This is a genomic window from Pseudomonas sp. B2M1-30 (genome assembly GCF_025447575.1).
GTDB classification, from domain to species: domain Bacteria; phylum Pseudomonadota; class Gammaproteobacteria; order Pseudomonadales; family Pseudomonadaceae; genus Aquipseudomonas; species Aquipseudomonas botevensis.
In genome coordinates this window covers 473,297-495,533 of sequence record NZ_JAOEJT010000002.1, presented here as the reverse complement: position 1 = coordinate 495,533, position 22,237 = coordinate 473,297, and the positions used below count along the sequence as shown (strand labels likewise).

Annotated in this window: 16 protein-coding genes and 1 riboswitch; of the genes, 12 read left to right on the top strand and 4 right to left on the bottom strand. The window is 58.5% G+C overall.

Annotated elements, in window-relative coordinates:
- Window positions 1-6 precede the first annotated feature (6 nt).
- The 9 genes from N8H74_RS05915 to N8H74_RS05875 all read left to right on the top strand — a co-directional run bounded on the left by N8H74_RS05915 (window position 7) and on the right by N8H74_RS05875 (window position 15,495).
- Window positions 7-918, top strand: a complete 912-nt coding sequence (locus tag N8H74_RS05915) for a LysR family transcriptional regulator (RefSeq protein WP_217831157.1) — start codon at window positions 7-9, stop codon at window positions 916-918.
- A gap of 103 nt (window positions 919-1,021) precedes the next feature.
- Window positions 1,022-3,226: an OsmC domain/YcaO domain-containing protein gene (locus N8H74_RS05910; RefSeq protein WP_262146547.1), complete on the top strand. Its 2,205-nt coding sequence runs from the start codon at window positions 1,022-1,024 to the stop codon at window positions 3,224-3,226.
- Window positions 3,227-3,328: 102 nt separating this feature from the next.
- A riboswitch (Fluoride riboswitch) is annotated at window positions 3,329-3,389 on the top strand.
- Between the two features lie 146 nt (window positions 3,390-3,535).
- The gene (gene crcB, locus N8H74_RS05905) at window positions 3,536-3,919 is read left to right on the top strand and encodes a fluoride efflux transporter CrcB (RefSeq protein ID WP_217831155.1); all 384 of its coding nucleotides are present in this window, start codon (window positions 3,536-3,538) and stop codon (window positions 3,917-3,919) included.
- A gap of 9 nt (window positions 3,920-3,928) precedes the next feature.
- On the top strand, window positions 3,929-4,267 hold the full coding sequence (locus N8H74_RS05900; RefSeq protein WP_217831154.1) for a DUF190 domain-containing protein: 339 nt from the start codon (window positions 3,929-3,931) through the stop codon (window positions 4,265-4,267).
- Window positions 4,268-4,375: 108 nt separating this feature from the next.
- A complete protein-coding gene (locus tag N8H74_RS05895; RefSeq protein ID WP_262146546.1) occupies window positions 4,376-4,882 on the top strand; it encodes a sigma-70 family RNA polymerase sigma factor in 507 nt (168 codons plus the stop codon).
- On the top strand, window positions 4,882-5,829 hold the full coding sequence (locus tag N8H74_RS05890; protein WP_262146545.1) for a FecR domain-containing protein: 948 nt from the start codon (window positions 4,882-4,884) through the stop codon (window positions 5,827-5,829). The genes N8H74_RS05895 and N8H74_RS05890 overlap by 1 nt, the downstream gene beginning before the upstream one ends.
- A 68-nt stretch (window positions 5,830-5,897) precedes the next feature.
- On the top strand, window positions 5,898-8,303 hold the full coding sequence (locus tag N8H74_RS05885; RefSeq protein ID WP_262146544.1) for a TonB-dependent receptor: 2,406 nt from the start codon (window positions 5,898-5,900) through the stop codon (window positions 8,301-8,303).
- Between the two features lie 160 nt (window positions 8,304-8,463).
- A complete protein-coding gene (locus N8H74_RS05880) occupies window positions 8,464-10,947 on the top strand; it encodes a hypothetical protein (protein ID WP_262146543.1) in 2,484 nt (827 codons plus the stop codon).
- 417 nt (window positions 10,948-11,364) lie between these two features.
- Window positions 11,365-15,495, top strand: coding sequence for a CheR family methyltransferase (locus N8H74_RS05875; RefSeq protein ID WP_262146542.1), 4,131 nt, complete (start codon window positions 11,365-11,367; stop codon window positions 15,493-15,495).
- Window positions 15,496-15,551: 56 nt separating this feature from the next.
- On the opposite strand, the gene N8H74_RS05870 is transcribed toward N8H74_RS05875, so the two are convergent.
- The 4 genes from N8H74_RS05870 to N8H74_RS05855 form a co-directional block, all read right to left on the bottom strand.
- Window positions 15,552-16,667 carry a carboxylate-amine ligase gene (locus tag N8H74_RS05870; RefSeq protein WP_262146541.1) on the bottom strand — a complete coding sequence of 372 codons (1,116 nt, stop codon included), beginning with the start codon at window positions 16,665-16,667 and terminating at the stop codon, window positions 15,552-15,554.
- 33 nt (window positions 16,668-16,700) lie between these two features.
- On the bottom strand, window positions 16,701-16,949 hold the full coding sequence (locus N8H74_RS05865) for a hypothetical protein (protein ID WP_262146540.1): 249 nt from the start codon (window positions 16,947-16,949) through the stop codon (window positions 16,701-16,703).
- Between the two features lie 87 nt (window positions 16,950-17,036).
- Window positions 17,037-17,561 carry a hypothetical protein gene (locus tag N8H74_RS05860; RefSeq protein WP_262146538.1) on the bottom strand — a complete coding sequence of 175 codons (525 nt, stop codon included), beginning with the start codon at window positions 17,559-17,561 and terminating at the stop codon, window positions 17,037-17,039.
- A 37-nt stretch (window positions 17,562-17,598) separates the two neighbouring features.
- Window positions 17,599-17,820: a PLDc N-terminal domain-containing protein gene (locus tag N8H74_RS05855; RefSeq protein ID WP_217831145.1), complete on the bottom strand. Its 222-nt coding sequence runs from the start codon at window positions 17,818-17,820 to the stop codon at window positions 17,599-17,601.
- A gap of 213 nt (window positions 17,821-18,033) precedes the next feature.
- On the opposite strand from N8H74_RS05855, the gene N8H74_RS05850 reads away from it, so the two are divergent.
- From N8H74_RS05850 to N8H74_RS05840, 3 genes are all read left to right on the top strand, one after another.
- The gene (locus N8H74_RS05850; protein WP_262146710.1) at window positions 18,034-19,377 is read left to right on the top strand and encodes an iron-containing redox enzyme family protein; all 1,344 of its coding nucleotides are present in this window, start codon (window positions 18,034-18,036) and stop codon (window positions 19,375-19,377) included.
- Between the two features lie 16 nt (window positions 19,378-19,393).
- Window positions 19,394-20,332, top strand: coding sequence for a class I SAM-dependent methyltransferase (locus N8H74_RS05845; RefSeq protein ID WP_262146537.1), 939 nt, complete (start codon window positions 19,394-19,396; stop codon window positions 20,330-20,332).
- A gap of 108 nt (window positions 20,333-20,440) precedes the next feature.
- Entirely contained in the window at window positions 20,441-22,231 is a 1,791-nt protein-coding gene (locus N8H74_RS05840) for a thiamine pyrophosphate-requiring protein (RefSeq protein ID WP_262146535.1), read from the top strand.
- Window positions 22,232-22,237: the final 6 nt, after the last annotated feature.

The following is a 22,237-nucleotide window of genomic DNA, read 5'->3' as shown; positions in this document are numbered from 1 at the left end:
GGCGACATGGACATTAAACGACTCTCACATCTGCTGGCGCTGGCCGATGAACGCCATTTCGGTCGCGCTGCCGAACGGGTGCATCTTAGCCAACCGGCCTTGAGCCGCAGCATCCAGGCGCTGGAAAGCGAAACCAACCAGCGCCTGTTCGATCGCGACAGCGGCGACGTGCGACCGACTCCGGCGGGGGAGTTTCTGATCGAGCGGGCGCGGCGCCTGCTGTTCGATGCGCGCTCGCTGGAGCGCGACATGGCGCTCTACGGCGACGGCCAGCTCGGCAATCTTGCCTTCGGCGTCGGGCCGTTCCCGGCAGCGATGCTGATGCATCAGGTGGTTCCGCTGTTGCGACAACGGCACCCGGCGATTGCGCTGCGGGTGGAGATCAATAATTGGCAGATTCTCGAAGCACGGTTGCGGGCCGAAGAGATCGAGTTCTTCGTGGCCGACATTCGTGATTTCTCGGCGGAGTCTGATCTGCTGATTCACTCATTGGGCCAGGTTTCAGCCGGGTTCTTCGTCCGCCCCGAGCATCCGCTCGCCGGGCGTGAAGTGACGCTGATCGAACTTGAGGGGTATGGCGTCGCCACCACGCGCTTGCCCGCCGTCGTCAAAGCCGAGACGGCCAGAACCCTCGGCATGTCTTCCCGGCAGACACTGCCCATCGTGCTTGAATGCGACGATGTGGCGCTGCTCAAATCCGTAGCCCTGTCGACCGACACGATCATGGGCGTCATCCACGGTGCGGTCGCCGAGGACATCGAGGCCGGCAGGTTGATCGAGCTGCGCGTCGCCGATGTCCCCAGGTTTCATTCGGAAATCGGTGTGGTCAGCCTGCAAAACCGCAGCCTGTCGCCGACGGCGCGCCGTGTAATCGAGGCCATCGTCGCCGAGATGGCGCAGCGTAACCAACGCCTCTGAACGGCGCCCGGTCAGCGGTCGCCGCGCCAAAGCACAAGACTTCCCGCTGAAAAACCGGATAATGGCGGCCATTCTGTTCAGCTCGCTATTCTGGTAATCCCGCATGGAAATCAAGGTCAACTTTCTCGACAACCTCCGACTTGAAGCCAAGTTCGATGACTTCACGGTGGTGGCTGACCAGCCTATCCGCTACAAGGGCGATGGTTCGGCACCGGGTCCGTTCGACTACTTCCTCGCGTCCTCGGCGCTGTGCGCGGCTTACTTTGTGAAGCTGTACTGCGAAACCCGCAATATCCCGACCGACAACATTCGTCTGTCGCAGAACAACATCGTCGACCCGGAAAACCGCTACAACCAGATCTTCAAGATCCAGGTCGAATTGCCGGCGGACATCTCCGCCAAGGATCGCCAAGGTATTTTGCGTTCCATCGATCGCTGTACGGTGAAGAAGGTCGTGCAGACCGGGCCTGAATTCGTGATCGAGGAAGTGGAAAACCTGGACGCCGATGCCCAGGCCTTGCTGATGCCTGATTCGGATTCCCAGGCGAGCACCTTCATCGCCGGCAAGGACCTACCGCTGGAGCAGACCATCGCCAACATGTCGGGGATCCTCGCCGACCTGGGGATGAAGATCGAGATTGCGTCGTGGCGCAACATCGTGCCCAACGTCTGGTCGCTGCACATTCGCGACGCGCATTCGCCGATGTGCTTCACCAATGGCAAGGGCTCGACCAAGGAAAGCGCGCTGGCGTCGGCGCTGGGCGAGTTCATCGAGCGGCTGAACTGCAACTTCTTCTACAACGACCAGTTCTGGGGCGAAGACATCGCCAATGCCGAGTTCGTGCATTACCCGGACGAGCGCTGGTTCAAGCCTGGCCCGGACGATGCGCTGCCGCAGGAGATCCTCGACGAGTACTGCCTGGAGATCTTCAACCGCGATGGCGAGCTGCGCGGTTCGCACCTGTACGACACCAACTCCGGCAACACACAGCGCGGGATCTGCTCGCTACCGTTTGTGCGCCAGTCGGACGGCGAGGTGGTGTATTTCCCGTCCAACCTGATCGAAAACCTGTACCTGAGCAACGGCATGAGCGCTGGCAACACGTTGGTCGAAGCCCAGGTGCAATGTCTGTCGGAGATCTTTGAGCGGGCGGTGAAACGCGAAATCCTCGAAGGCGAGATGGCCCTGCCGGATGTGCCGCAGGAGGTGTTGGCGAAATACCCGGGCATTCTGGCCGGGATCAAGGGCCTGGAAGAGCAGGGCTTCCCGGTGCTGGTGAAGGACGCGTCGCTGGGCGGTGAATTCCCGGTGATGTGCGTGACGTTGATGAACCCGCGCACTGGCGGTGTGTTTGCCTCGTTCGGCGCTCACCCGAGCTTCGAAGTGGCGCTGGAACGCAGCCTGACCGAGTTGCTGCAGGGTCGCAGTTTCGAAGGCCTGAACGACTTGCCGCAGCCGACCTTCGAAGGTCAGGCAGTGATCGAACCAAACAACTTCGTCGAACACTTCATCGACTCCAGCGGTGTGGTGTCGTGGCGTTTCTTCAGCGCCAAGCCTGATTTCGAATTCGTTGAGTGGGACTTCTCCGGTCAGGGCGAAGACTCCAACGCCGACGAGGCCGCCACGCTGTTCGGCATTCTCGAAGACATGGGCAAAGAAGTGTACATGGCGGTCTACGAGCATATCGGCGCCAAGGCTTGCCGGATTCTGGTGCCGGACTATTCGGAGATCTATCCGGTCGATGATCTGATCTGGGACAACACCAACAAGGCCCTGCAATTTCGCGCCGACATCCTTAATCTGCACAGCCTGAGCAAGGTGGGGCTGCGCAATCTCGTCAAGGGTCTGGAAGACAGCGAACTGGACGACTACACCGACATCACCACGTTGATCGGCATCGAGTTCGATGACAACACGGCCTGGGGTCAGTTGACGATCCTGGAGCTGAAGCTGCTGATCTACCTGGCCACGCAGAAGTATGAAAAGGCCAAGGATCTGGTGGAGGCCTTCCTGCAATACAACGACAACACTGTCGAGCGCGGCTTGTTCTATCAAGCGGTGAATGTGGTGCTGGAAATGCAACTGGACGACGATCTGGAACTCGCCGATTACGAGGTCAATTTCCGTCGGATGTTCGGCGATGAGCGGATGGACGCGGCGATCGGTTCGGTCGACGGCAGCGTGCGCTTCTACGGCTTGACGCCGACCAGCATGAAGCTGGAAGGGCTGGATCGCCATCAGCGCCTGGTCGACAGCTATAAAAAGCTGCATGCGGCGCGGGCGAAGGTCAGCGGTTTGTCTATCTGACGTCGCGGCGTTACCTGCTCCAGCAAAAAAGCACCTGCGGGTGCTTTTTTGTTTTTCTGTATCAAAACGTTTCTTGAAGCCGGCGTCTGCGTTGCTATAGCATCGGCAACAGGAGATGGCATTCCTCCTTGAACCGCCTTGTGCTGATGATGCCTACGTGAACCCTGGACAGGGTGCGTAGGTGTGTCTGCTCGCCCTGTCCCTACATTGAAAGGACAGGATCATGCATTTACTCCCCCAGCCGCCGCTTTCTTGCTGCGCGTGCCCGCTCCCGGTTCGGCCACATCGGTCTGACGAGGTGAGCCCATCATGCTGAAATCTCTCGTGGTCATTGCCGTAGGCGCATCGCTTGGCGCGTGGTTGCGCTGGCTTCTGGGCCTGAAGCTGAATGCGCTGTTTCCCGCGATTCCTCCGGGCACCGTGGTCGCGAACATGGTGGGCGGCTACATCATCGGCCTGGCCATCGCGTTTCTCGCGGCATCTCCTTCGCTCAGCCCTGAGTGGCGGTTGCTGATCATCACGGGCTTCTGTGGCGGGCTCACTACGTTTTCTACCTTTTCGGCCGAAACCGTCGCCCTGCTTCAGGAGGGCCGGCTTTTCTGGGCGCTCGGCTCGGTGTCCGTACACGTCGCAGGCTCGCTGGCGATGACCGCCGCCGGGCTGTTGTCCTATCAATGGTTTGGCACGCGTTGAGGTGACGAAATGAACGGTTTTCTGGTGATTTTCTTTACTCAACAAAACCGGCGCCATCAGGGAAAGATGCTCGGCGACTGGCTTGTTGATCTGGCAAAGGAGATGGGGCTGCGCGGGGCGACGCTTTCAACCGGTATCGAGGGTTTCGGGCATACCGGCCGGCTGCATTCCTCACACTTTTTCGAACTGGCGGACCAGCCGACGGAGATTCGCATGGCGATCACCGAGGAGGAGTCCGAGCGCCTGTTCAAACGCCTGGAGGTTGAGGACATTTCCGTGTTCTACATAAAAACGCCGATTGAAATGGGCACCGTCGGCAAGAAGGGGAGGGCTGCGACGGCGTCCTGAACACCCGTAAACGCGACGCCAATTCCTTTCTATAGAAAAGGGCTTGGTTTTGCGCCTGAACATTAAATAGAATCAGTCTCATTTATATCCTTCGCAGGATCTCTTGAGATGATTGAAGCGTCGCCACCGGATCACAGCCTCCACGCCCTGTACCGTGACCATCGTGGCTGGCTGGAAAACTGGCTGCGCAGGCGCATGGGCAATGCCTGGGATGCGGCTGACCTGAGCCAGGACACCTTCCTGCGGGTGCTTGGCAGTTCGCAGTCAATCGTCGATATGCGTGAGCCGCGTGCGTATTTGCTGACCATCGGCAAACGCCTGATGAGCAATTTCTACACGCGCCGCAGCCTGGAAAAGGCTTATCTGGATGCGCTGGCGAACCTGCCGGAAGAGTGCATGCCATCGCCGGAACAGCGCTGGATCCTGCTGGAAACCCTGCAAGCCCTAGACGAACTGCTCGACGGACTGGCGCCGCCGGTGCGTCGAGTGTTCCTGCTCAGTCAGCTCGAAGGCCTGGGCTACCGCGAAATCGGCGAGCGCCTGGACGTCTCCGAACGCACGGTCAAGCGCTACATGGCGCAAGCCTATGAACATTGCCTGCTGCTGGAGCTGTGATGCGCACCGCAATTTCCAGTGAAGCCCGTGAAGTGGCCCGCGCGGCGGCGCAATGGCTGACGCTGCTCGAGTCCGGCGAAGCCACCGACGACGATCACACCCGCCTGCAACACTGGCGCAGCAGCGACAGTCGCAATGAAAGTGCCTGGCAGAAAGCCCAGTTGTTGCGTCAACGCTTCTGCGGATTGCCTCCGACCCTGGCGATGGCGACGCTGGATCGTCCGGACCTCGCGCGTCGGGCCGCACTGAAACGGGCACTCGGCGTCGCAGCACTGGTGCCGGCAGCCTGGCTGATCAGCCGACAATTGCCGCTGGATGTCTGGCGTGCTGATCTGCAAACCTCCACGGGTGAACTCAAGCGCCTGCCGCTGGCCGACGGCAGTTCGTTGCAACTGAACACCGCCAGTGCGGCGAATGTCGATCTCGCGAAGCATCGGGTGACCCTGGTGCGCGGCGAAATGGCGCTCAAAGTGCCCGGCAGTGTTGCGCTGACTATCGAGGCGCCGTACGGCCGCATCGTCGTCAGTCGAAGCGAAGTCTGCGTGCGTTTGAACGAGCGTGATTGTCGGGTTTCGGTAGTCAGCGGCTCGGTGCAGTTGCAACCGCTGCACGGGCCAATGATGACCCTGCAAGCCGGGCAACAGGTCAGCCTGCAAGCCAGCGGGGTCGGCCCAATAGCGCCATTCGATGCGTTGCTGCCGGACTGGCGCAGCGGTGTGCTGATGGCGCAGAACCAGGCGCTGGGCGATTTCTTGCGTGAGCTGAGTCGCTACCGGTCCGGTCTGCTGCGCTGGGATCCGGCACTGGAAAACCTGCGCATCACCGGCAGTTTCCGTCTCGACAATACCGATCGCGTGCTGTCACTGCTGGCGGCGAGCCTGCCGCTGGACGTGCAATCACGCACCCGATTCTGGGTCACGCTGGTTCCTCGAAAAAATATTGCCTGAAGCCTGTCCCTTTTTTTCGCCTCGCCGGTCATTCCAGGTAAGTGAACTGAAAACGAGAGCTTCTTCCAATGCCCGCAGTATTCCCGAGTCGTTTGCGTCCGTTGTTGCAGTTGAGCTTCATGCTGAGCCTGAGTGCCAGTCCGTTGTTGATTCCGGTGAGCTGGGCCGACGATGCCGCCGTCCGCCGCAGTTATCAGGTGCCGGCCGGCAGCCTGAGTGCCGCGCTGACCCGTTTTGCCGGGTTGTCCGGGGTCAATCTGTCGGTGGATCCGGCGCTGGTCAGCGGTCGCAGCAGCCAAGGTTTATCCGGGGAATATGGCGTCGAGGAGGGATTTGCGCGATTGCTTGCCGGTTCCGGCCTGCAACTGCAACCCGTGGGAGAGGGCGCTTACATTCTGGTGCCGGCGGCGGAGGGCAGCAGTCTGCAACTGGCGCCGACCTCGATTCTCGGCGCCAACGATGAAACCGGCGGCGACGTCTATGCCGGCGGTCAGGTCGCACGGCGCGGCTCGCAGGGGCTGCTCGGTTCCCGTGATTTCATGGAAACGCCGTTCAGCATGACCACCTACACCAGCGAGGCGGTCAAGAACCAGCAAGCCCGCACCCTGGGCGATCTGATCGCCAGCGATCCTTCCGTGCGCGCCACTAACCCGGCCGGCGGGCGTTACGAGCAGTTCACCATTCGCGGCTTCAGCCTGTTCAACAGCGATGTCGCGTACAACGGCCTCTACGGCGTGTTGCCGACCTACACAATCGACATGGAAATGGCCGATCGCGTCGACATCCTCAAAGGTCCGACCCAACTAATCAACGGCATCTCGCCACGGGGCAGCGTGGGCGGCGGCATCAACGTGGTGCCCAAGCGCGCCACCGACAAACCGATCACCTCACTCACGGCCAACTATGCCTCCAACAATCAGGTGGGCGGGGCGGTGGATGTCGGGCGGCGGTTTGGCGAAGACAACAAGTTCGGTATTCGTTTCAACGGGGTGAAGCAGTCCGGCGATACCGAATGGGATCACCAGAGCGTCGATCGCGACATGGCGGTGCTGGGTCTGGATTTCCGGGGTGAGCGTCTGCGTCTGTCGACCGATGTCGGCCACACCGAGCGTGACACCGATGCGCCGCAGGAGCGTGTGCAGGTCGGCGCGAATGCCCGGGTGCCGAGCGCCAATGATGTTCACCGCAACTACGCACAGCCTTGGAGCAAAGCGCGCACCAAAGACACTTTCGGCACGGTAAACGCCGAGTTCGACGTCAACGATTCGACCATGCTCTACGGTGGTGTCGGCGTGCGCAAAAGCAATCATGACTTCCTTCGGCATGCGGTTTCGGTCACCAACGATGCCGGTGATTTCAGCGTCCAGCCCCGGGATTTCACCCGTGATGAAAACGTCCGCACGGCCACCGCCGGGGTACGCAACTGGTTCCATACCGGCCCCGTAAGCCATGAGGTCAACCTCGCGGCCAGTTACTTCTACATGGACTTCGAAAACGGCGGCGCGCGTTACGCGGCGTCCCCGAGCAATATTTACAACCCGGTCGAGACGCCGACGCCAGTACGACCGACGCGCCAGGACGCTGAGGTCTACACTGAAAACCGCTTCAGCGGCGTGGCGCTGGCAGACACGATGGGCTTCTTCGACGATCGTCTGCTGGTCACCCTGGGTGCGCGCTGGCAGCGAGTGAAAGTCGATGACTGGAGCAACGACGTCAAAGGTGACACGGCCTACGACGAGAAAAAGGTTTCGCCATCCGGTGGCGTTCTGTTCAAGGCCACCGACAAACTGTCGCTGTACGCCAACTACATGGAAGGCCTGAGCCAGGGCAAGATCGCACCGTCGACCTCGGTCAACGAGGACGAAATCTTCCCGCCGTTCATCAGCCGTCAGGTCGAGGTCGGCGCCAAATATGACGCCGGCTCGTTCGGCGTGACGGCGGCGGTATTCCGCATCAAGCAGCCAGCCTACGAAACCAACGCGGTGACGCGCGTCTTCGGCCCCAACGGCAAGCGCCAGAACGACGGAGTGGAGTTGAATGTATTCGGCGAACCACTCAACGGCTTCCGCCTGCTCGGCGGTGTCATGTACATCGACAGCGAGTTGAAGAACACCACCAATGGCACCTTCGACGGCAATCGCGCGCCGGCAACACCGAAGTACAACGTCAATCTCGGCGCCGAGTGGGACGTGCCGAATGTGCAGGGCCTGACCCTGACCGGGCGGGGCATTTACTCCAGTTCGCAATACCTGGATCAGTCCAACGACAAGGAAATCGAGGCATGGGAACGCTTCGATGTCGGCGCGCGTTACGCTTTCAAGGTCGATGAAAAGAACATCACCTTGCGGGCCAATGTCGAGAACGTCGCGGACAAACGCTACTGGAGTTCGGCCGGGGCGTCGGATGACAGTGAACCAGGACTGACCCTCGCCACGCCGCGAACTTATTTGTTGTCGGCGACGGTCGACTTCTGAGCCGACGCTCAGCCTGCACTATCGGCTGATTGGATACTGGCCGAAATAGTGTCTATATGATATCAATCGCGCCCTCATGGACCTTTATCGAGGGCGTTATGCCATTGCAAGGAAGCGCGCGACTCCCCATCGTTTTTCTCACCCTGTCGGCTGAAAACTAATGGGCGTTATTGTCGGCATTATCGTCGTATTCATCGCACTGGCACTGATGGCCAAGTTGCTCCGTTTCATCGGACTAGCCTTCCAGTTTGTGCTTGGTCTGGCTGGGTTGGTTGCGCTGGGGCTACCTGCTGTCTATGGCGTCTCGGTGGAGGCCATCACTAAACCGCTTAAGCTTCGCGCCGGTGCAGCTTGGCTGACTACTGCAGCAACGTTCGCGTTGACGTTCTGTTGGGCGGTACTCGGGTGGCACCCGAAGCTTCCTCCCGGGGCGTTTGCCAGCCTGAAGTTTGGACTGCCTGCCATGTTGTATGGGGTGATGCTGGTCGTCCACCGCAAGAGCAGGCGCAGCCTTGTGAACAACCTGGCAGAAGAGTGGCTGCTGAAGAAGGATCAAGAATTCCATCGTTGTGTTCACGGCGCTTTTGCGTTGTTGCTGGTTTGCGCTTTGGTACCGGTGTTTTTTGAAATGCTGCGCTGGCCTGGCGCTGAAGTTGCCGCTTACTTCTATTGGGGTGTGGCGGTAATCGTGCAGCTTTATGCCATCAGCCAGGACCATGCTCGCTCCACGCTGGAATCCAGCACGTGCGAGGCGTTAGAAGTACAGACCTCGCTCAATGTTAGCCAGACACTTAAAGTCCTGGCCGCTGACAGCATTCTTGATGCCAAGGAAGTCGAAACCCTTTTCAATGGGCGTCTCTCTTACCTGACAGGCGCAGGCACCTTGCGTGAAATGGAGGTGGCGGGGCAGCGCTGGGTTTTTGCCGAAAACTGGTACCGCAACCGATACAAGGCACTTCACGGCGTACTGCTCAAGCAAGTTCGTCATCGCTCTGAGGCACTCAGTGCAATTGTGCGCAGTGCGTTCGGGTTTGAAGGTGCCGCTGCCCAGGACTTCATAGAGCGGCAAATGAGCTTTGGCCAGTTCCAGGATTTTCGTGACGGTCGTTTTTGGTGTGCCTTTGCCTTGTCACAGCGTATCAGTTGCTGTACCGCGTGCGGGCTTGCCGAAGTTCGCAGCAGTGCGAATGACGCAGAGTGGTTCTGCTCCACGATTTGTGCTGAAACCGAGCAGGTATGCCTGAGTGTTCGTGACAAGCCTCAAGAGGAGTTCCTGGCCGACGCGGCCACGAATGGTTTTGTGCTGATGGCATCTGGAAGCGCTTGGGACGCAAATCACAAATTGTTTGCCGCCGGTGGCCAAGGCCATGGATTTGCCGCCGAAAAGGTTAACCATCGCGTTGATCGCATGATGGGGCGCCAGGCAGAGATTCTTGGCGACAACAATGCCAAAAATGGTGCTGACCGGTTGGTACAGGGTCAGATGATTCAGACTAAATACTGTGCGACCGGTGCCCGTAGTGTCGGGGCTGCTTTCGACGGGCAACAGGGTGGCTACAAGTACTTCGACCAGCAAGGGCGTGCCATGCAGATCGAGGTACCCAAAGACCAATATGTTGATGCAGTACGCACGCTCCAACGCAAGATCAGCGAGGGTAAGGTGCCAGGCGTCTCGGATCCTAAAGATGCGGTGAAGCTAATCCGCAAAGGTCATCTGACGTATAGCCAGGCGCGCAGTATTACCAAGTTTGGTACTTTCGAGTCCATCGCCTATGACATCACCGAAGGGGTCGTGGTAGGGGCCGTTGCCGGGGGTATCAGCTTCGGGGTCAGCGCGACACTGTTTTATCTGAAGACTCAAGATCGCCGTAAGGCTCTGCAAGTCGCCTCTATCCAGGCCGGAAAAAGCTTTGGTCGCAGCCTGACGGTGTATGTTGCGGCTCAGCAATTACATCGCGTCCAGTTCATCCAGCGATCTCTGACCCTGATTGATGTTACAAGTCTGGCGCCGAGTACACGCGGGTTACTGGCTCAAGGTATGGGAGTGAGCAAAAGTGGCGTGAACAAAGCGCTACGGGGGACGCTGATCAGTTCCATCGCGGTCATTGCTGTGACTACCGGTCCAGATCTCATCAAGCTCGCTCGTGGTCGTATCTCTAAAGCGCAATTTGCGAAGAACCTTGCTGTCGCCTCATCAGGTGTAGCGGGTGGTGCGGTGGGTTCCATCGCCGGGGGAATTCTGGCGGCTCCCCTAGGGCCAATTGGCGCGATGGTTGGCCGCACAGCAGGTGGGATTATCGGAGGTATCGTTGCCACCGCAATCTCTGCCAAGCTGATGGGCAAACTGGTTCAAGAAGATCGCGTTTTGATCATCAGCATCATCCAGGCTCAGTTGGAGTATTTGGCTATCGCTTTCATGCTTGCCAGAGAGGAGATCGACAGCGTGAACGCCAACTTGGAAAAGGCGCTATCGCAAAAAAGTCTCGAAGTGATATTTGCTGCTAAAGACCAACGCCGTGCAATGGCCAATTTCTATCTCAAACCTGTGGTCGTGGCGGTGGTTCGCCAGCGTCCGGTGGTGAGCTATTCACCGGCTGAAGTGGTGGATGCATGGGACGGGATGGTAGCTAAAGATGCGGCGTAAAGTAGTTGATGCAGAGAGAAGTCGGTGCATGGAGAGTGTTGTTACTGAATCTGGCTTGGTTTCGGCCTTGATGGATACTCCCGTGCCTAATGCCCATTCGGACAGAAAGCTTCAGCTCTAAATCCGATAAGCTTACTTTTGCGTCACTCCGATCTGTTGCGCAGGGTGGGGAAGCGGAAAAAACTAAACAATACCGCTGCGATATCTACCTTATCGAGTTGTCCTGAAAAATTAGGCCACCACAATCAATCCTGAGTATGGACGACGCTTAGGTATTTTTTGCTGCTAAACCTTGCTTGGCGATGCCTAAATGTGACGGAAGACGATGTATTCAAAATCTTCCTACCCTGCTTGCCTCATGCCTCTTACAATCATGCTAATGAGTAAGCATGTTGCTCGAATGAATAGGAATGGAAGATGAAGTCGACTCCGAAACGCCCCAACTCCCTGCCACAACGGGAAGGCGTTACGCCCAGTCATTTATCGTTCCCGGTCGTTGGAATCGGCGCCTCGGCGGGCGGTCTCAATGCGCTGAAAATATTTTTTGAGCAGATGCCTGCCGACAGTGGCATGGCGTTTGTCATTGTCCTTCATCTGTCTCCCAATCACGAAAGTGTGGCCGATCAGATTCTTCAGGACTGCACATCGATGCCCGTCCGCCAGGTCAATGATCCGTGCCCCATCGAACGCAATAATGTCTACGTGATATCGCCTGCCAGTCAGCTATCGATGAACGATGGCTATCTGCGGGTGATCCCCACCAATCGGCCGGTGGGTAGCCATGTGGCAATTGATCTGTTTTTCCGGGATCTGGCTGATGTACACAAAGAACATGCTTTCTGCATCGTGCTGTCAGGCACTGGCAGTGATGGCGCTGTCGGGCTGTCCAGGATCAAGGAGCAGGGGGGCGTAACCATTGTGCAAGCGCCTTCAGACGCTGAATTCGACGGCATGCCGCAAGCGGCCATCGCGACACTTATGGTCGATGTGGTGCTGCCCGTCGCCGAAATACCGCAAAAAATTCTCGAACTGTGGCGCAACTCGCAGACCATTACGTTGCCTGAGCCGCACGATATGCAGATGCCATCAGATACCCCAGAGAAAGAGCGCGCTTTAGCCGAGCAAACTCTGCAGGATATTCTGTTGCTGCTGCGCAACCGCACCGGACACGACTTCAAGCATTACAAGCGCGCCACGGTGCTGCGACGTATCGAGCGTCGCCTGCAAGTGACAGCGCAACCGGATCTGCCGACCTATTTCAATTATCTGGAAAACAATCCCGAAGAAGCCAGCAACCTGCTTGGCGATATGCTGATTGGCGTCACCAACTTTTTCCGTGACCGGGAAGCCTTCGAGGCGTTGGAGCGCCATGTGCTGACTCCACTGATGGGCAGTGAGCTGGAAAAACCCAAGCGCGAAGAGGTTCGCATCTGGTCGGCAGGTTGCTCGACCGGTGAAGAGGCCTACAGCCTGACGATCCTGTGTACCGAGCATCAGAAGCTCGAAGCCAACCCGGTCAAGGTGCAGGTGTTCGCCACGGACATTGATGAGCGAGCCATTGCCACCGGGCGTGCTGGCCAGTATCCCGAAGCCATTCTTACGGACGTGCCGCCGACCCGACTGCGCCAGTACTTCGTCAAGGAAGGCGAGCGCTTCAAGGTGCGCAAGGAAATCCGCGAGAAGGTTCTTTTCGCCAATCACAGCCTGCTGTCCGACCCGCCGTTTTCGCAGATAGACCTGATCGTCTGCCGCAACCTGCTGATCTATCTGGAACGGGAAATTCAGCGCGACATCCTGCAGATGTTCCATTTCGCTTTGCGCCCTGGCGGCTATCTGTTTCTCGGTTCGTCCGAATCTGCAGACGCCTGCCCGGATCTGTTTACGCCAGTCGACAAACGCAACCGTATTTTCCGGGCCAAGGCGGGGACCGCCAGCCGGCGTACGCCAACGATGCCGCGCGGCGGTTTCACTTCGTTCAACATGTCCGTGCCGCCGCCCATGGTGCCGGTAACGCGCAAAGTGGCTTACGCCGATATTCATCAGCGCGCGCTGGAACAGCGTTTACCGCCGAGCCTGATCGTTGATGCCAACGCCGATATTCTGCACATGAGCGAAGGGGCTGGACGGTTTCTGCGTTATATCGGTGGCGAGATGAGTCGCAACGTATTGGGGCTGGTCATGCCCCAGTTACGCCTGGAACTGCGCACGACACTATTCCAGGCGCAGCAGAGCGGTAAAGCGACCGTGTCACGGAAAATTCGCATCCAGGATCCACAAGGCGATTACTTCGTCGACATCATGGTGCAGCCGCACAAGGACGAGATTTCCGAACAGGATGTGCGCTTGATCGTGTTCGGTGTCTCGCAGATCGAGGCCGGACCAGGTTTCGAATTGAACCTGCAGACCGAAAACCAGGTGCTCACCAGCCTGGAAAACGAGTTGCAACGTACCAAAGAGCATCTGCAGGAGACGATCGAACACTCGGAGACTTCCAGTGAAGAGCTCAAGGCCTCCAACGAGGAAATGCACGCCATCAACGAGGAGTTGCGCTCAGCCACCGAAGAGCTGGAAACCAGCAAGGAAGAGCTGCAATCGATCAACGAAGAGTTGTTGACGGTCAACTACGAGCTGAAAACCAAGGTCGAAGAAACCGACAAAATCAATGACTACCTGGCGAACCTGATCGCATCGACCGACATTGCGACGGTCTTCGTTGATCGCAACATGCATATCCGCTGGTTCACTCCGCGCGCGACCGACATTTTCAGCATGTTGCCGGTCGATACCGGGCGCTCGTTGCTCGACATCACCCATCGCCTCAACTACCCGCAACTGGCGGACGATGCAACTTCGGTGTTCGAGTCGCTGAACATGATGGAGCGGGAGGTCAGCAGCATCGATCACCGTTGGTATATCGCACGCCTGTTGCCTTACCGCTCCAGCGAAAACCACATCGACGGTACGGTGTTGACGTTCATCGATATCACCAAACGCCGCGAGGCCGAAGAAGATTTGCGTCTGGGTCAGGAACGCATGCGCCTGGTGGCAGAGAGCACGCACGACTTCGCGATCATCATCCTTGATGAACAGGGGCTGATCACTGACTGGAATACCGGTGCAGAGCTGATCTTCGGTTACAAGAGCACTGAAGTCATCGGCATCTACTACGACTTGTTGTTCTCGCCCGAAGACCGCAAAGCCGGGGTTCCTGAAAATGAATTGCGTCAGGCTCGCGAACACGGGCGCGGCGAGGATGAGCGCTGGCATGTGCGCAAAGACGGCAGCCGTTTCTATTGCAGCGGCGAAGTGACCTTGTTGCGGGCGGAAACGGACATGGGCTACGTCAAAATCGCCCGTGATCTGACCGGCCATAAACGATTGCATGAAGAGCAAAGCAAGAAGCTGGCGGAAAACCAGGTTTCCAGCCATATGAAGGACGAGTTTTTCGCCGTCATGTCGCACGAGTTGAAACACCCGCTCAACCTGATTCAATTGAATACCGAAATCCTGCGTCGCCTGCCTTCGGTGCGCAGCGCGGAAAAGGCCAGTAAAGCCGTTTCGACCATCAGTGACGCCGTCGCCAGCCAGGCACGCATCATTGATGATCTGCTGGATGTGGCACGGATTCGTACCGGTAAACTCAAGCTCAAGACGCAGTTGCTGGATCTGGCGATTATCGTGCGTGACATCCATGCCGTTGTCGTGGAGGAATACCCCGGCGCCGAGATCACCCTTGACGCGCCGTCAACCGACGTTTCAGTGCCGGTCGAGGGCGATCCCACACGGCTGGAGCAGATCATCTGGAACTTGCTGCACAACGCTCTGAAGTTCACCCAGCAGAATGCCCGTATTCAGATGATTCTTGGCGTGAACGACGGTCACGCACGGCTGCAAATCATCGACAACGGCATTGGGCTGGCACCGGCGGACATCGAACATGTTTTCGATCTGTTCAACCAGGCCAAGCCGAGAACAAATAGTCATCAACGCGATGGCTTGGGCATCGGCCTTTCGCTCGTTCGCCAGCTCGTACAGGCCCATGACGGATCGGTCGGCGTCAAGTCCGCAGGACTCGGCCACGGCTGCGCTTTCACCGTCTTGCTCCCGCTGTCGGATCAAACCATCGATGTCGATCAGAATGAACCCAAGGCCGAGCAGAAAGGCCGGCTCAAGGGTCTCAAGGTCTTGCTGGTGGACGACTCTCCTGAAGTCGTCGATGTCATGCGCATGTTGCTTGAGATGGAAGATGCGCTGGTCAAGTCTTTCAGTGAACCCTTGTTTGCCTTGCGCAATGCGACGGATGAGCATTACGACATCATTTTGTCCGACATAGGCATGCCGGTCATGGACGGACATGAGTTGATTCAGGCGTTGCGTCAGACCAAATTGCACAAATTTACACCGGCCATCGCTTTGACGGGTTATGGCGTGGCGGCTGAAGTACAGAAAGCCAGAACTTCAGGCTTTGATCGGCACTTGAGCAAGCCGGTGCAATATGAAGAGTTGGTAGAAACAATCGAGGAACTGTGTAGCAGCATGCTGAAGTGAGTGATGCAGACGTTTCTTGTATTGGCAAGGCAATGAGGGTCGCGAGCCGATGATCCTCATGTCTCCTGTAATAAATGGTCTACCACTTGTGCCAGTGCGAGCGGCGTCGGGAGTCTGTCATTCAGCCCCTGGCGAAAGATTTTCTGTTGACGATCCGCGCTTGTGCCGGCGGCAATCATCTCGCGCACCTGATCAAAGATGTCATGCATCTGCATCCGCTCAGCGGTAGAGCCCATGACCTGCTCGGCATGTTCCAGCCACTGTGCGATGGAAAAAGTCTGCTCATGGCCTTCGATGAGAAAGGCGCCCTGAAGGCCCGAGCGTTTTGCTCTCCAGCGGTTTTCCTCAAGCAGGATTCGTGAGGTCGGCGTGTACGAAGCGCCCGGCCGTTTCTGCTCCAGGGCGTAGGCAATCAGCAATCGATAAAGCGAGGCGAGGGTAAGGGCATCGGCCAGACGGGGACAGGCGTCGGTCATGCGCAATTCCAGTGTGGGGAATCTGGCGCATGGGCGTAGTGCCCACCAGCATTCGCTCGGACGCTTGATGATGCCTGTGCGAGTGAGCAGGGCGATGTGAACGTCGTAATCGTGCTGACCGGCAAACAGCGGAGGAATGCCCATGCGCGGCCATTCATCGCACAGCGTCTGGCGGAAACTCATGAAGCCGCTGTCCGCACCGTCCCAGAATGGCGATGAACAACTCAAGGCCAGCAACAGGGGCGTCCAGGGCAAGACTTCGTTCATGACGTGTACCCGGTCGACAGGGTCGGGCACCTCGACATGTACATGCAGCCCCGATAAGACGCTGCGGTGCGCAACATGGCCGTAGTTGCGGAAGATCTGCTGGAAGTGTTCTTTATCGGTCGGCATCTGCGTTCGCCAATCGGCGAGCGGGTGACTGCCGACGCTGATGGCGCTCAGACCATAGGGCTGCAGGCTGCGGCTCACGGCCTCGCGGGCGCCGGCAAGGTAATCGGTGGCCTGCCCCAGAGTAGTGAAAATCGGCGAGGCGACCTCGATCTGTCCCTGAAACATCTCAAAAGCAAAGTGTTCGCCCAGCGCATCCCGGCATGCCTGGATAGCCCCACGGCAGGGCTGACCCACCATGACCCGGGACGCCAGATCAGTGATGAAGTATTCCTCTTCGATGCCGAATCGCGGGCCTGCGTGCATGACTATGCTCCTCGTGGTACGCAAGTCGGGCACCTAGTGATAATCGTCACCGGCGATTGCATGCAGGTAGGCCTGATCGGCTTCGATACGCAGGTCTCTCCACTCTTCCCATGTCACGATTTGCTGACGATGCATCTCATCGCACTGGCGCAACAATTCATCGTGGTAGTCGTTCGGGCAGTCCATGCGCAAGAGCTGGTTGTCCAGTGCGCAATACCAGCAGTCGAGTGCCTGAAGCTTCATTTCTTGTTTGGCTGTGAGCAGATTCTTGAAGGCGTTCATGGCGAGGGTCTTCCATGGGCTGTTTCAACGTTGAGCACCTGCCTCGCTGTGGGGTTCAGCGAATCCGACGGGAGGAGGGCGTAACGCTCAGGCTACCTGGATGTACACGCCCCAGAATCCGAGCAGTATCCAGAACGTCGCGAAAATCCACGGCGTGCGCACCGAAAACAGCAGTGCCTTGCGATAGCCCTTGTGAGTCGACTCGCGTTCGCTGAACAGTGGCGATTCGTCGTACGCCAGGCCCATCAGCGGCTCGCTGCGCAGCAACTGACTCTGCTTGAAATACCAATGGTCGATGATGTCATACGCCGCCCGAATACCGGGCCATGCGTTGAGTGAGCTAAGTAATCCCAGCAGCGCAAGAAAGGGTGGCACCGCGAGGGTGAACAGCTTGCCCCACTCGGGGTTGAGATTGCCCATGCTGGACGCAAAAGCGATCACCAGAAAAGACTGGGCGGCAAGATAGGCGTCGGTACGGTTGGCCAGGATGCTGGTCTCGTACTGGATTTCGCGACGATAGAAATCCAGTCGCTCTTTTGGCGAGCCGAACATCTTGGCGTTGTGTTCCGTGAGTTCGCTTTCACTGGTCTGGCTGGTGAGAATTCTTGGCAAAGCGGCGTGTCCTGTTCAATGAATGGATCGGCACAATTCAGCCTTTGCTGTGTTCCGGTGAAGAAGGTCCTTTGGTGACGCCTCGGGGTCCCGTGATGCCCCAGATGAGCGCTCCCACTATCGGCAGCAGCAGAACAAGCGCCGACCACCAGATTTTGCTCAACATAGGGCTGTCGCTTCTGAACACGCTATTGATGATCCATAAATCGAGCAGCAGGACGATCACTGCGCCGCCGATCAGAAAATATGTGGTTTCCATGCTGCACCTCCATCGGTTGTAAAGGTTTTGGGGGAGGCAGCGAGCAAAGGTTCAGCCTGAGTGACTACCGGTTTCGCAACGTTCAATGCGCCGCTGCCGCTCATGCAAATAAAAGGAATTTTCGCTGACCCCTTTCCTCTCCTGTGTATGACGTTCCATTTGCCGCCTTCACAGGGGGAGAGCTCCATGACATCGATAGAGTGCCCGAGCACCATGCCTGTCGCGCTTCACGAGAGGCCGAACCATCCGAATCGTGAGATCTACGAGAAACTGCTCAAGCATGATCAGGAGGCCAGTACCATTGCCTATGCCTTTGTGAAGCAGCATCTGGCGGCCGCACGAGACATTGCCAATGAGTTACCTGCCGATCCCGAGCAACTCTTTCAGTGGTCGGAAGCCCATTGCGCCGAGGTCGCCGCGCAATACGCGAGCTACCTCGCGTCTCGGCAGGCGGGAGAAGGGCGCCGCTATTTTCAGAACAAGGCTCATGCCTTGTACTTTGTGCAGCATGTCGGACCGACGAAATTAGTCGATGGCGCCTGGTTGGCGGGTGTGCTGCATCACTGGCAAGACGTCCGCTTCGATCACTTGCAGGAGATCTATCTCGAAGAGCTGGGCGAGGGCGTGCCGAGGCAGAACCATGTGCTGATCTATCGTCAGCTATTGGCTGAGCACGCCTGTGATGACCTGTCGGACCTTGGCGATGAGTACTTTCTGCAAGGCGCAATACAGCTGGCGTTGGGGCATTGCGGCGATTCGTTGTTGCCCGAAGTCATCGGCTACAACCTCGGCTACGAGCAATTGCCGCTGCACCTGTTGATCAGCGCTTACGAACTGCGTGAATTGGGCATCGATCCGCATTACTTTCGCCTGCATGTGACCATCGACAACGCCAGCACCGGGCACGCCCACCGCGCCGTGCAGGCCCTGCATGACTTGCTGCCTGCTGGGGAACAGCGAGCCGCATTCTATCGGCGCATGACGTTGGGCTACCGGCTGAACGATCTCGGACTGGGCTCGACTGCGGTGATCCAGGGATTCGACTTGCAGCATGAAGTGCTGACCATGCTGGAGCGTAAATGCGTATTCGGTCGGCATATGCATTCCGATTACTGCCGGATCGAAAACCGCACCGTCAATCAGTGGCTGGCGACACCGGGTCAGATGGGGGCTTTTCTCGACGCATTGATCCGCAAAGGCTGGATCAAGCGAGGCGAGGATCCGGTCGATAGCCGCTTCTGGCAATTGATCGACGGCAGCTCGGCGGTGATGTTCGGCGTATTCAGCGCCTATGAAAAACAGCTGATACATGACTGGATCGCCGACGGCTGGCAGGACGCTAAACAGCGTGCGCGAGTGTTGCACAAGCCTGCCGGCGAGGACGTCGGGCAGGCCAGCGATAGCGAAACCCTGACCCTGCAAAAGACCATGGAAATGCAGTCGCCGCTCGAGCAACTGAAAACCCTGATCCCCTGGCTGGCGCCACAACGTCACTGGCGCCCGGCAGGACTTTACGCCACGCGCCGATTTATGCATCTGCGCAAAGTCCTGCGCTGAACATCCCGGAGGTTCCATGACAGCACAACAGCGGGTCGATCGCGAATTGCTTGAGCTGGGCATGCGCTTGCGTAAGAACGGTTACCGGTTCATAACCCCGACCCCTTTGACCCACGAGCGGGTCATGCAACGGGCGGACAGGCCCTTGGCGAAGGATCAGCGCGATGTCTTCGGCTGGTCGATGCCCTTCGATAAAGGACTGTTTTCGGCTGAACAATTTCAGGCGCTGGAGCGCGCAGGAATACTCGAGCAACAAGGCGCTCTGTGGCGCAGCACGGTTCGCTGGTCGTCGTTGAATGACCTGCTGTTCGTGCATTCAGCCTATCCCACCAGCCAGAGTGATGCGGTGTTTTTCGGTCCGGACACTTATCGGTTTGCCCGGGTCATCGAGGCCCATCTGCAACGGCGAACGGTTCCGGTCCAGCGCGCGGTAGATATCGGTTGTGGGGCCGGCGTTGGCGCAGTGCTGATTGCCCGGGCGCAACCTGAGGCTCAGGTGGTCGCGGTCGACATCAACCCGCATGCGTTACGCCTGAGCGCCGTCAATGCCGGGTTGGCCGGCACCGATAACATCGCCATCTACCACAGCGATCTGTTGGCGAGTGTCGAAGGCCAGTTTGATCTGGTGGTCGCCAATCCCCCCTACATGAACGATCAACAGCAACGTGCCTACCGGCACGGCGGCGGCGCTTTGGGCGAAGCACTGTCGGTGCGCATCGTGCGCGAGGCGCTGCCACGCTTGAAGGCGGGGGGCACGCTGCTGCTGTACACCGGTGTCGCCATGCTGCACGGCGCGGACCCTTTTCTGGCCCAGGTTGAAGCGTTGCCGGGCACTGATTTCAGTTGGACTTACGAAGAGCTTGATCCGGACGTCTTCGGTGAAGAGCTGCTTAAACCTGGCTACGAACAGGTCGAGCGCATTGCCGTAACCCTGCTCACGGTTACTCGCAACTAATCGAAACTTCGCTGTCCGCCGGGCTGTCCAGACCTTTACATCTTCCGGGTCTGCCTGCGCTACAGGCGTGCCGGGGAAGCCATTCGCAATGCGAAAGCGAGGTTGGACATGACAGTCACAGTGGGCGATTTTCTGGTCGAGCGGCTCAGCCAGTGGGGCGTGACACGAATCTTTGGTTATCCGGGGGACGGCATCAACGGGGTCTTCGGCGCGCTGAGTCGTGCGCAGGGCAAGATCGAGTTCGTGCAGGCCCGACATGAAGAAATGGCCGCGTTCATGGCCTCGGCCCACGCCAAGTTCACGGGTGAACTGGGCGTATGCATCGCAACCTCAGGCCCCGGCGCATCGCACTTGATCACCGGCCTGTACGACGCCCGACTCGATCACATGCCGGTGCTGGCGATCGTCGGGCAGCAAGCGCGTACGGCGCTGGGCAGCCACTATCAACAGGAGCTCGATCTGGTTTCGATGTTCAAGGATGTCGCCGGGGCTTTTGTGCAGCAGGCTTCGGCACCTGCACAGGTACGCCATCTGCTGGATCGTGCGGTGCGCACGGCGATTGGCGAGCGGCGGGTGACCGCACTGGTCCTGCCGAATGACTTGCAGGATATCGAGTACAAGGCCCCGGCGCGGGCACACGGAACGGCACATTCCGGGGTCGGTTACAGCAAGCCGAAAGTGCTGCCTTATGATGCGGATCTTCAGCGCGCGGCCGAGGTGCTGAACGCGGGCGAGAGGGTGGCGATTCTAGTAGGTGCCGGTGCGCTGGGGGCGAGCGATGAAGTGTTTGCGATTGCCGAAAAACTTGGCGCCGGGGTCGCCAAGGCACTGCTCGGCAAAGCCGTGTTGCCGGATGAATTGCCTTGGGTGACCGGCAGTATCGGTCTGCTCGGCACCGAGCCGAGCTACAAGCTGATGACCGAATGCGACACCCTGCTGATGATCGGCTCGGGCTTTCCCTATGCCGAATTCTTGCCCAGGGAGGGCCAGGCGCGCGGAGTGCAGATCGACTTGCAGCCCGACATGCTCGGCCTGCGCTATCCGATGGAAGTCAACCTGGTGGGTGATGCCGCCGAAACCCTCGCGGCGCTGGCACCGCTGCTTGAACACAAATCCCGGCGCAAATGGCGCAAAAAGATCGAGGGCTGGCGCGCCACTTGGGAAAAAACGCTTGAGAAACGCGCCATGGCCAAGGCCGATCCGGTCAATCCGCAACGGGTGGTGTATGAGTTGTCTCCACGCTTGCCCGAGCAGGCCATCATCACCAGTGATTCCGGCTCTTGTGCCAACTGGTTCGCCCGTGACCTGAAAATCCGCAAAGGCATGAAGTGCTCGCTCTCCGGTGGCCTGGCCTCCATGGGCGCGGCCGTGCCGTATGCGATAGCGGCAAAATTCGCCTTCCCGCAGCGGCCGGTGATTGCCCTGGTCGGCGATGGCGCGATGCAAATGAACAACATGGCCGAACTGATAACGGTCGCCAAGTACTGGCAACAGTGGGACAGCCCGAAATGGATCTGCGCGGTGTTCAACAACGAGGACTTGAATCAGGTCACTTGGGAGCAACGCGTCATGGAGGGTGATCCGAAGTTCGTCGCCTCGCAGAGCATCCCGGATGTGCCGTACCACCTGTTCGCCATTTCCATCGGTCTGAAGGGTATTTTTGTCGATCGCGAAGAAGACGTGGCCGCTGCCTGGGAGCAGGCGCTGGCCTCGGACGTACCGGTGGTGATCGAGTTCAAGACTGACCCGAACGTGCCGCCGCTGCCACCGCATATCAAATTGGAACAGGCAAAAAAATTCGCCACCACGCTGCTCAAGGGCGATCCCGACGAGGCCGGTGTCATCGTGCAAACGGCCAAACAGGTGCTGGGAGCGGTATTGCCCGGTAAGGCCAAATAGCGAGGT

Excerpts from the sequence above, each read along its gene's own strand:
- N8H74_RS05855 (WP_217831145.1), bottom strand. The coding sequence starts at position 17,820 with ATGGAAACCACATATTTTCTGATCGGCGGCGCAGTGATCGTCCTGCTG.
- N8H74_RS05900 (WP_217831154.1), top strand. The coding sequence starts at position 3,929 with ATGAACGGTTTTCTGGTGATTTTCTTTACTCAACAAAACCGGCGCCAT.
- N8H74_RS05910 (WP_262146547.1), top strand. The coding sequence starts at position 1,022 with ATGGAAATCAAGGTCAACTTTCTCGACAACCTCCGACTTGAAGCCAAG.
- N8H74_RS05885 (WP_262146544.1), top strand. The coding sequence starts at position 5,898 with ATGCCCGCAGTATTCCCGAGTCGTTTGCGTCCGTTGTTGCAGTTGAGC.
- N8H74_RS05890 (WP_262146545.1), top strand. The coding sequence starts at position 4,882 with ATGCGCACCGCAATTTCCAGTGAAGCCCGTGAAGTGGCCCGCGCGGCG.
- N8H74_RS05865 (WP_262146540.1), bottom strand. The coding sequence starts at position 16,949 with ATGAACGCCTTCAAGAATCTGCTCACAGCCAAACAAGAAATGAAGCTT.
- N8H74_RS05845 (WP_262146537.1), top strand. The coding sequence starts at position 19,394 with ATGACAGCACAACAGCGGGTCGATCGCGAATTGCTTGAGCTGGGCATG.
- N8H74_RS05870 (WP_262146541.1), bottom strand. The coding sequence starts at position 16,667 with ATGCACGCAGGCCCGCGATTCGGCATCGAAGAGGAATACTTCATCACT.
- crcB (WP_217831155.1), top strand. The coding sequence starts at position 3,536 with ATGCTGAAATCTCTCGTGGTCATTGCCGTAGGCGCATCGCTTGGCGCG.
- N8H74_RS05840 (WP_262146535.1), top strand. The coding sequence starts at position 20,441 with ATGACAGTCACAGTGGGCGATTTTCTGGTCGAGCGGCTCAGCCAGTGG.
- N8H74_RS05895 (WP_262146546.1), top strand. The coding sequence starts at position 4,376 with ATGATTGAAGCGTCGCCACCGGATCACAGCCTCCACGCCCTGTACCGT.
- N8H74_RS05850 (WP_262146710.1), top strand. The coding sequence starts at position 18,034 with ATGCCTGTCGCGCTTCACGAGAGGCCGAACCATCCGAATCGTGAGATC.
- N8H74_RS05875 (WP_262146542.1), top strand. The coding sequence starts at position 11,365 with ATGAAGTCGACTCCGAAACGCCCCAACTCCCTGCCACAACGGGAAGGC.
- N8H74_RS05915 (WP_217831157.1), top strand. The coding sequence starts at position 7 with ATGGACATTAAACGACTCTCACATCTGCTGGCGCTGGCCGATGAACGC.
- N8H74_RS05880 (WP_262146543.1), top strand. The coding sequence starts at position 8,464 with ATGGGCGTTATTGTCGGCATTATCGTCGTATTCATCGCACTGGCACTG.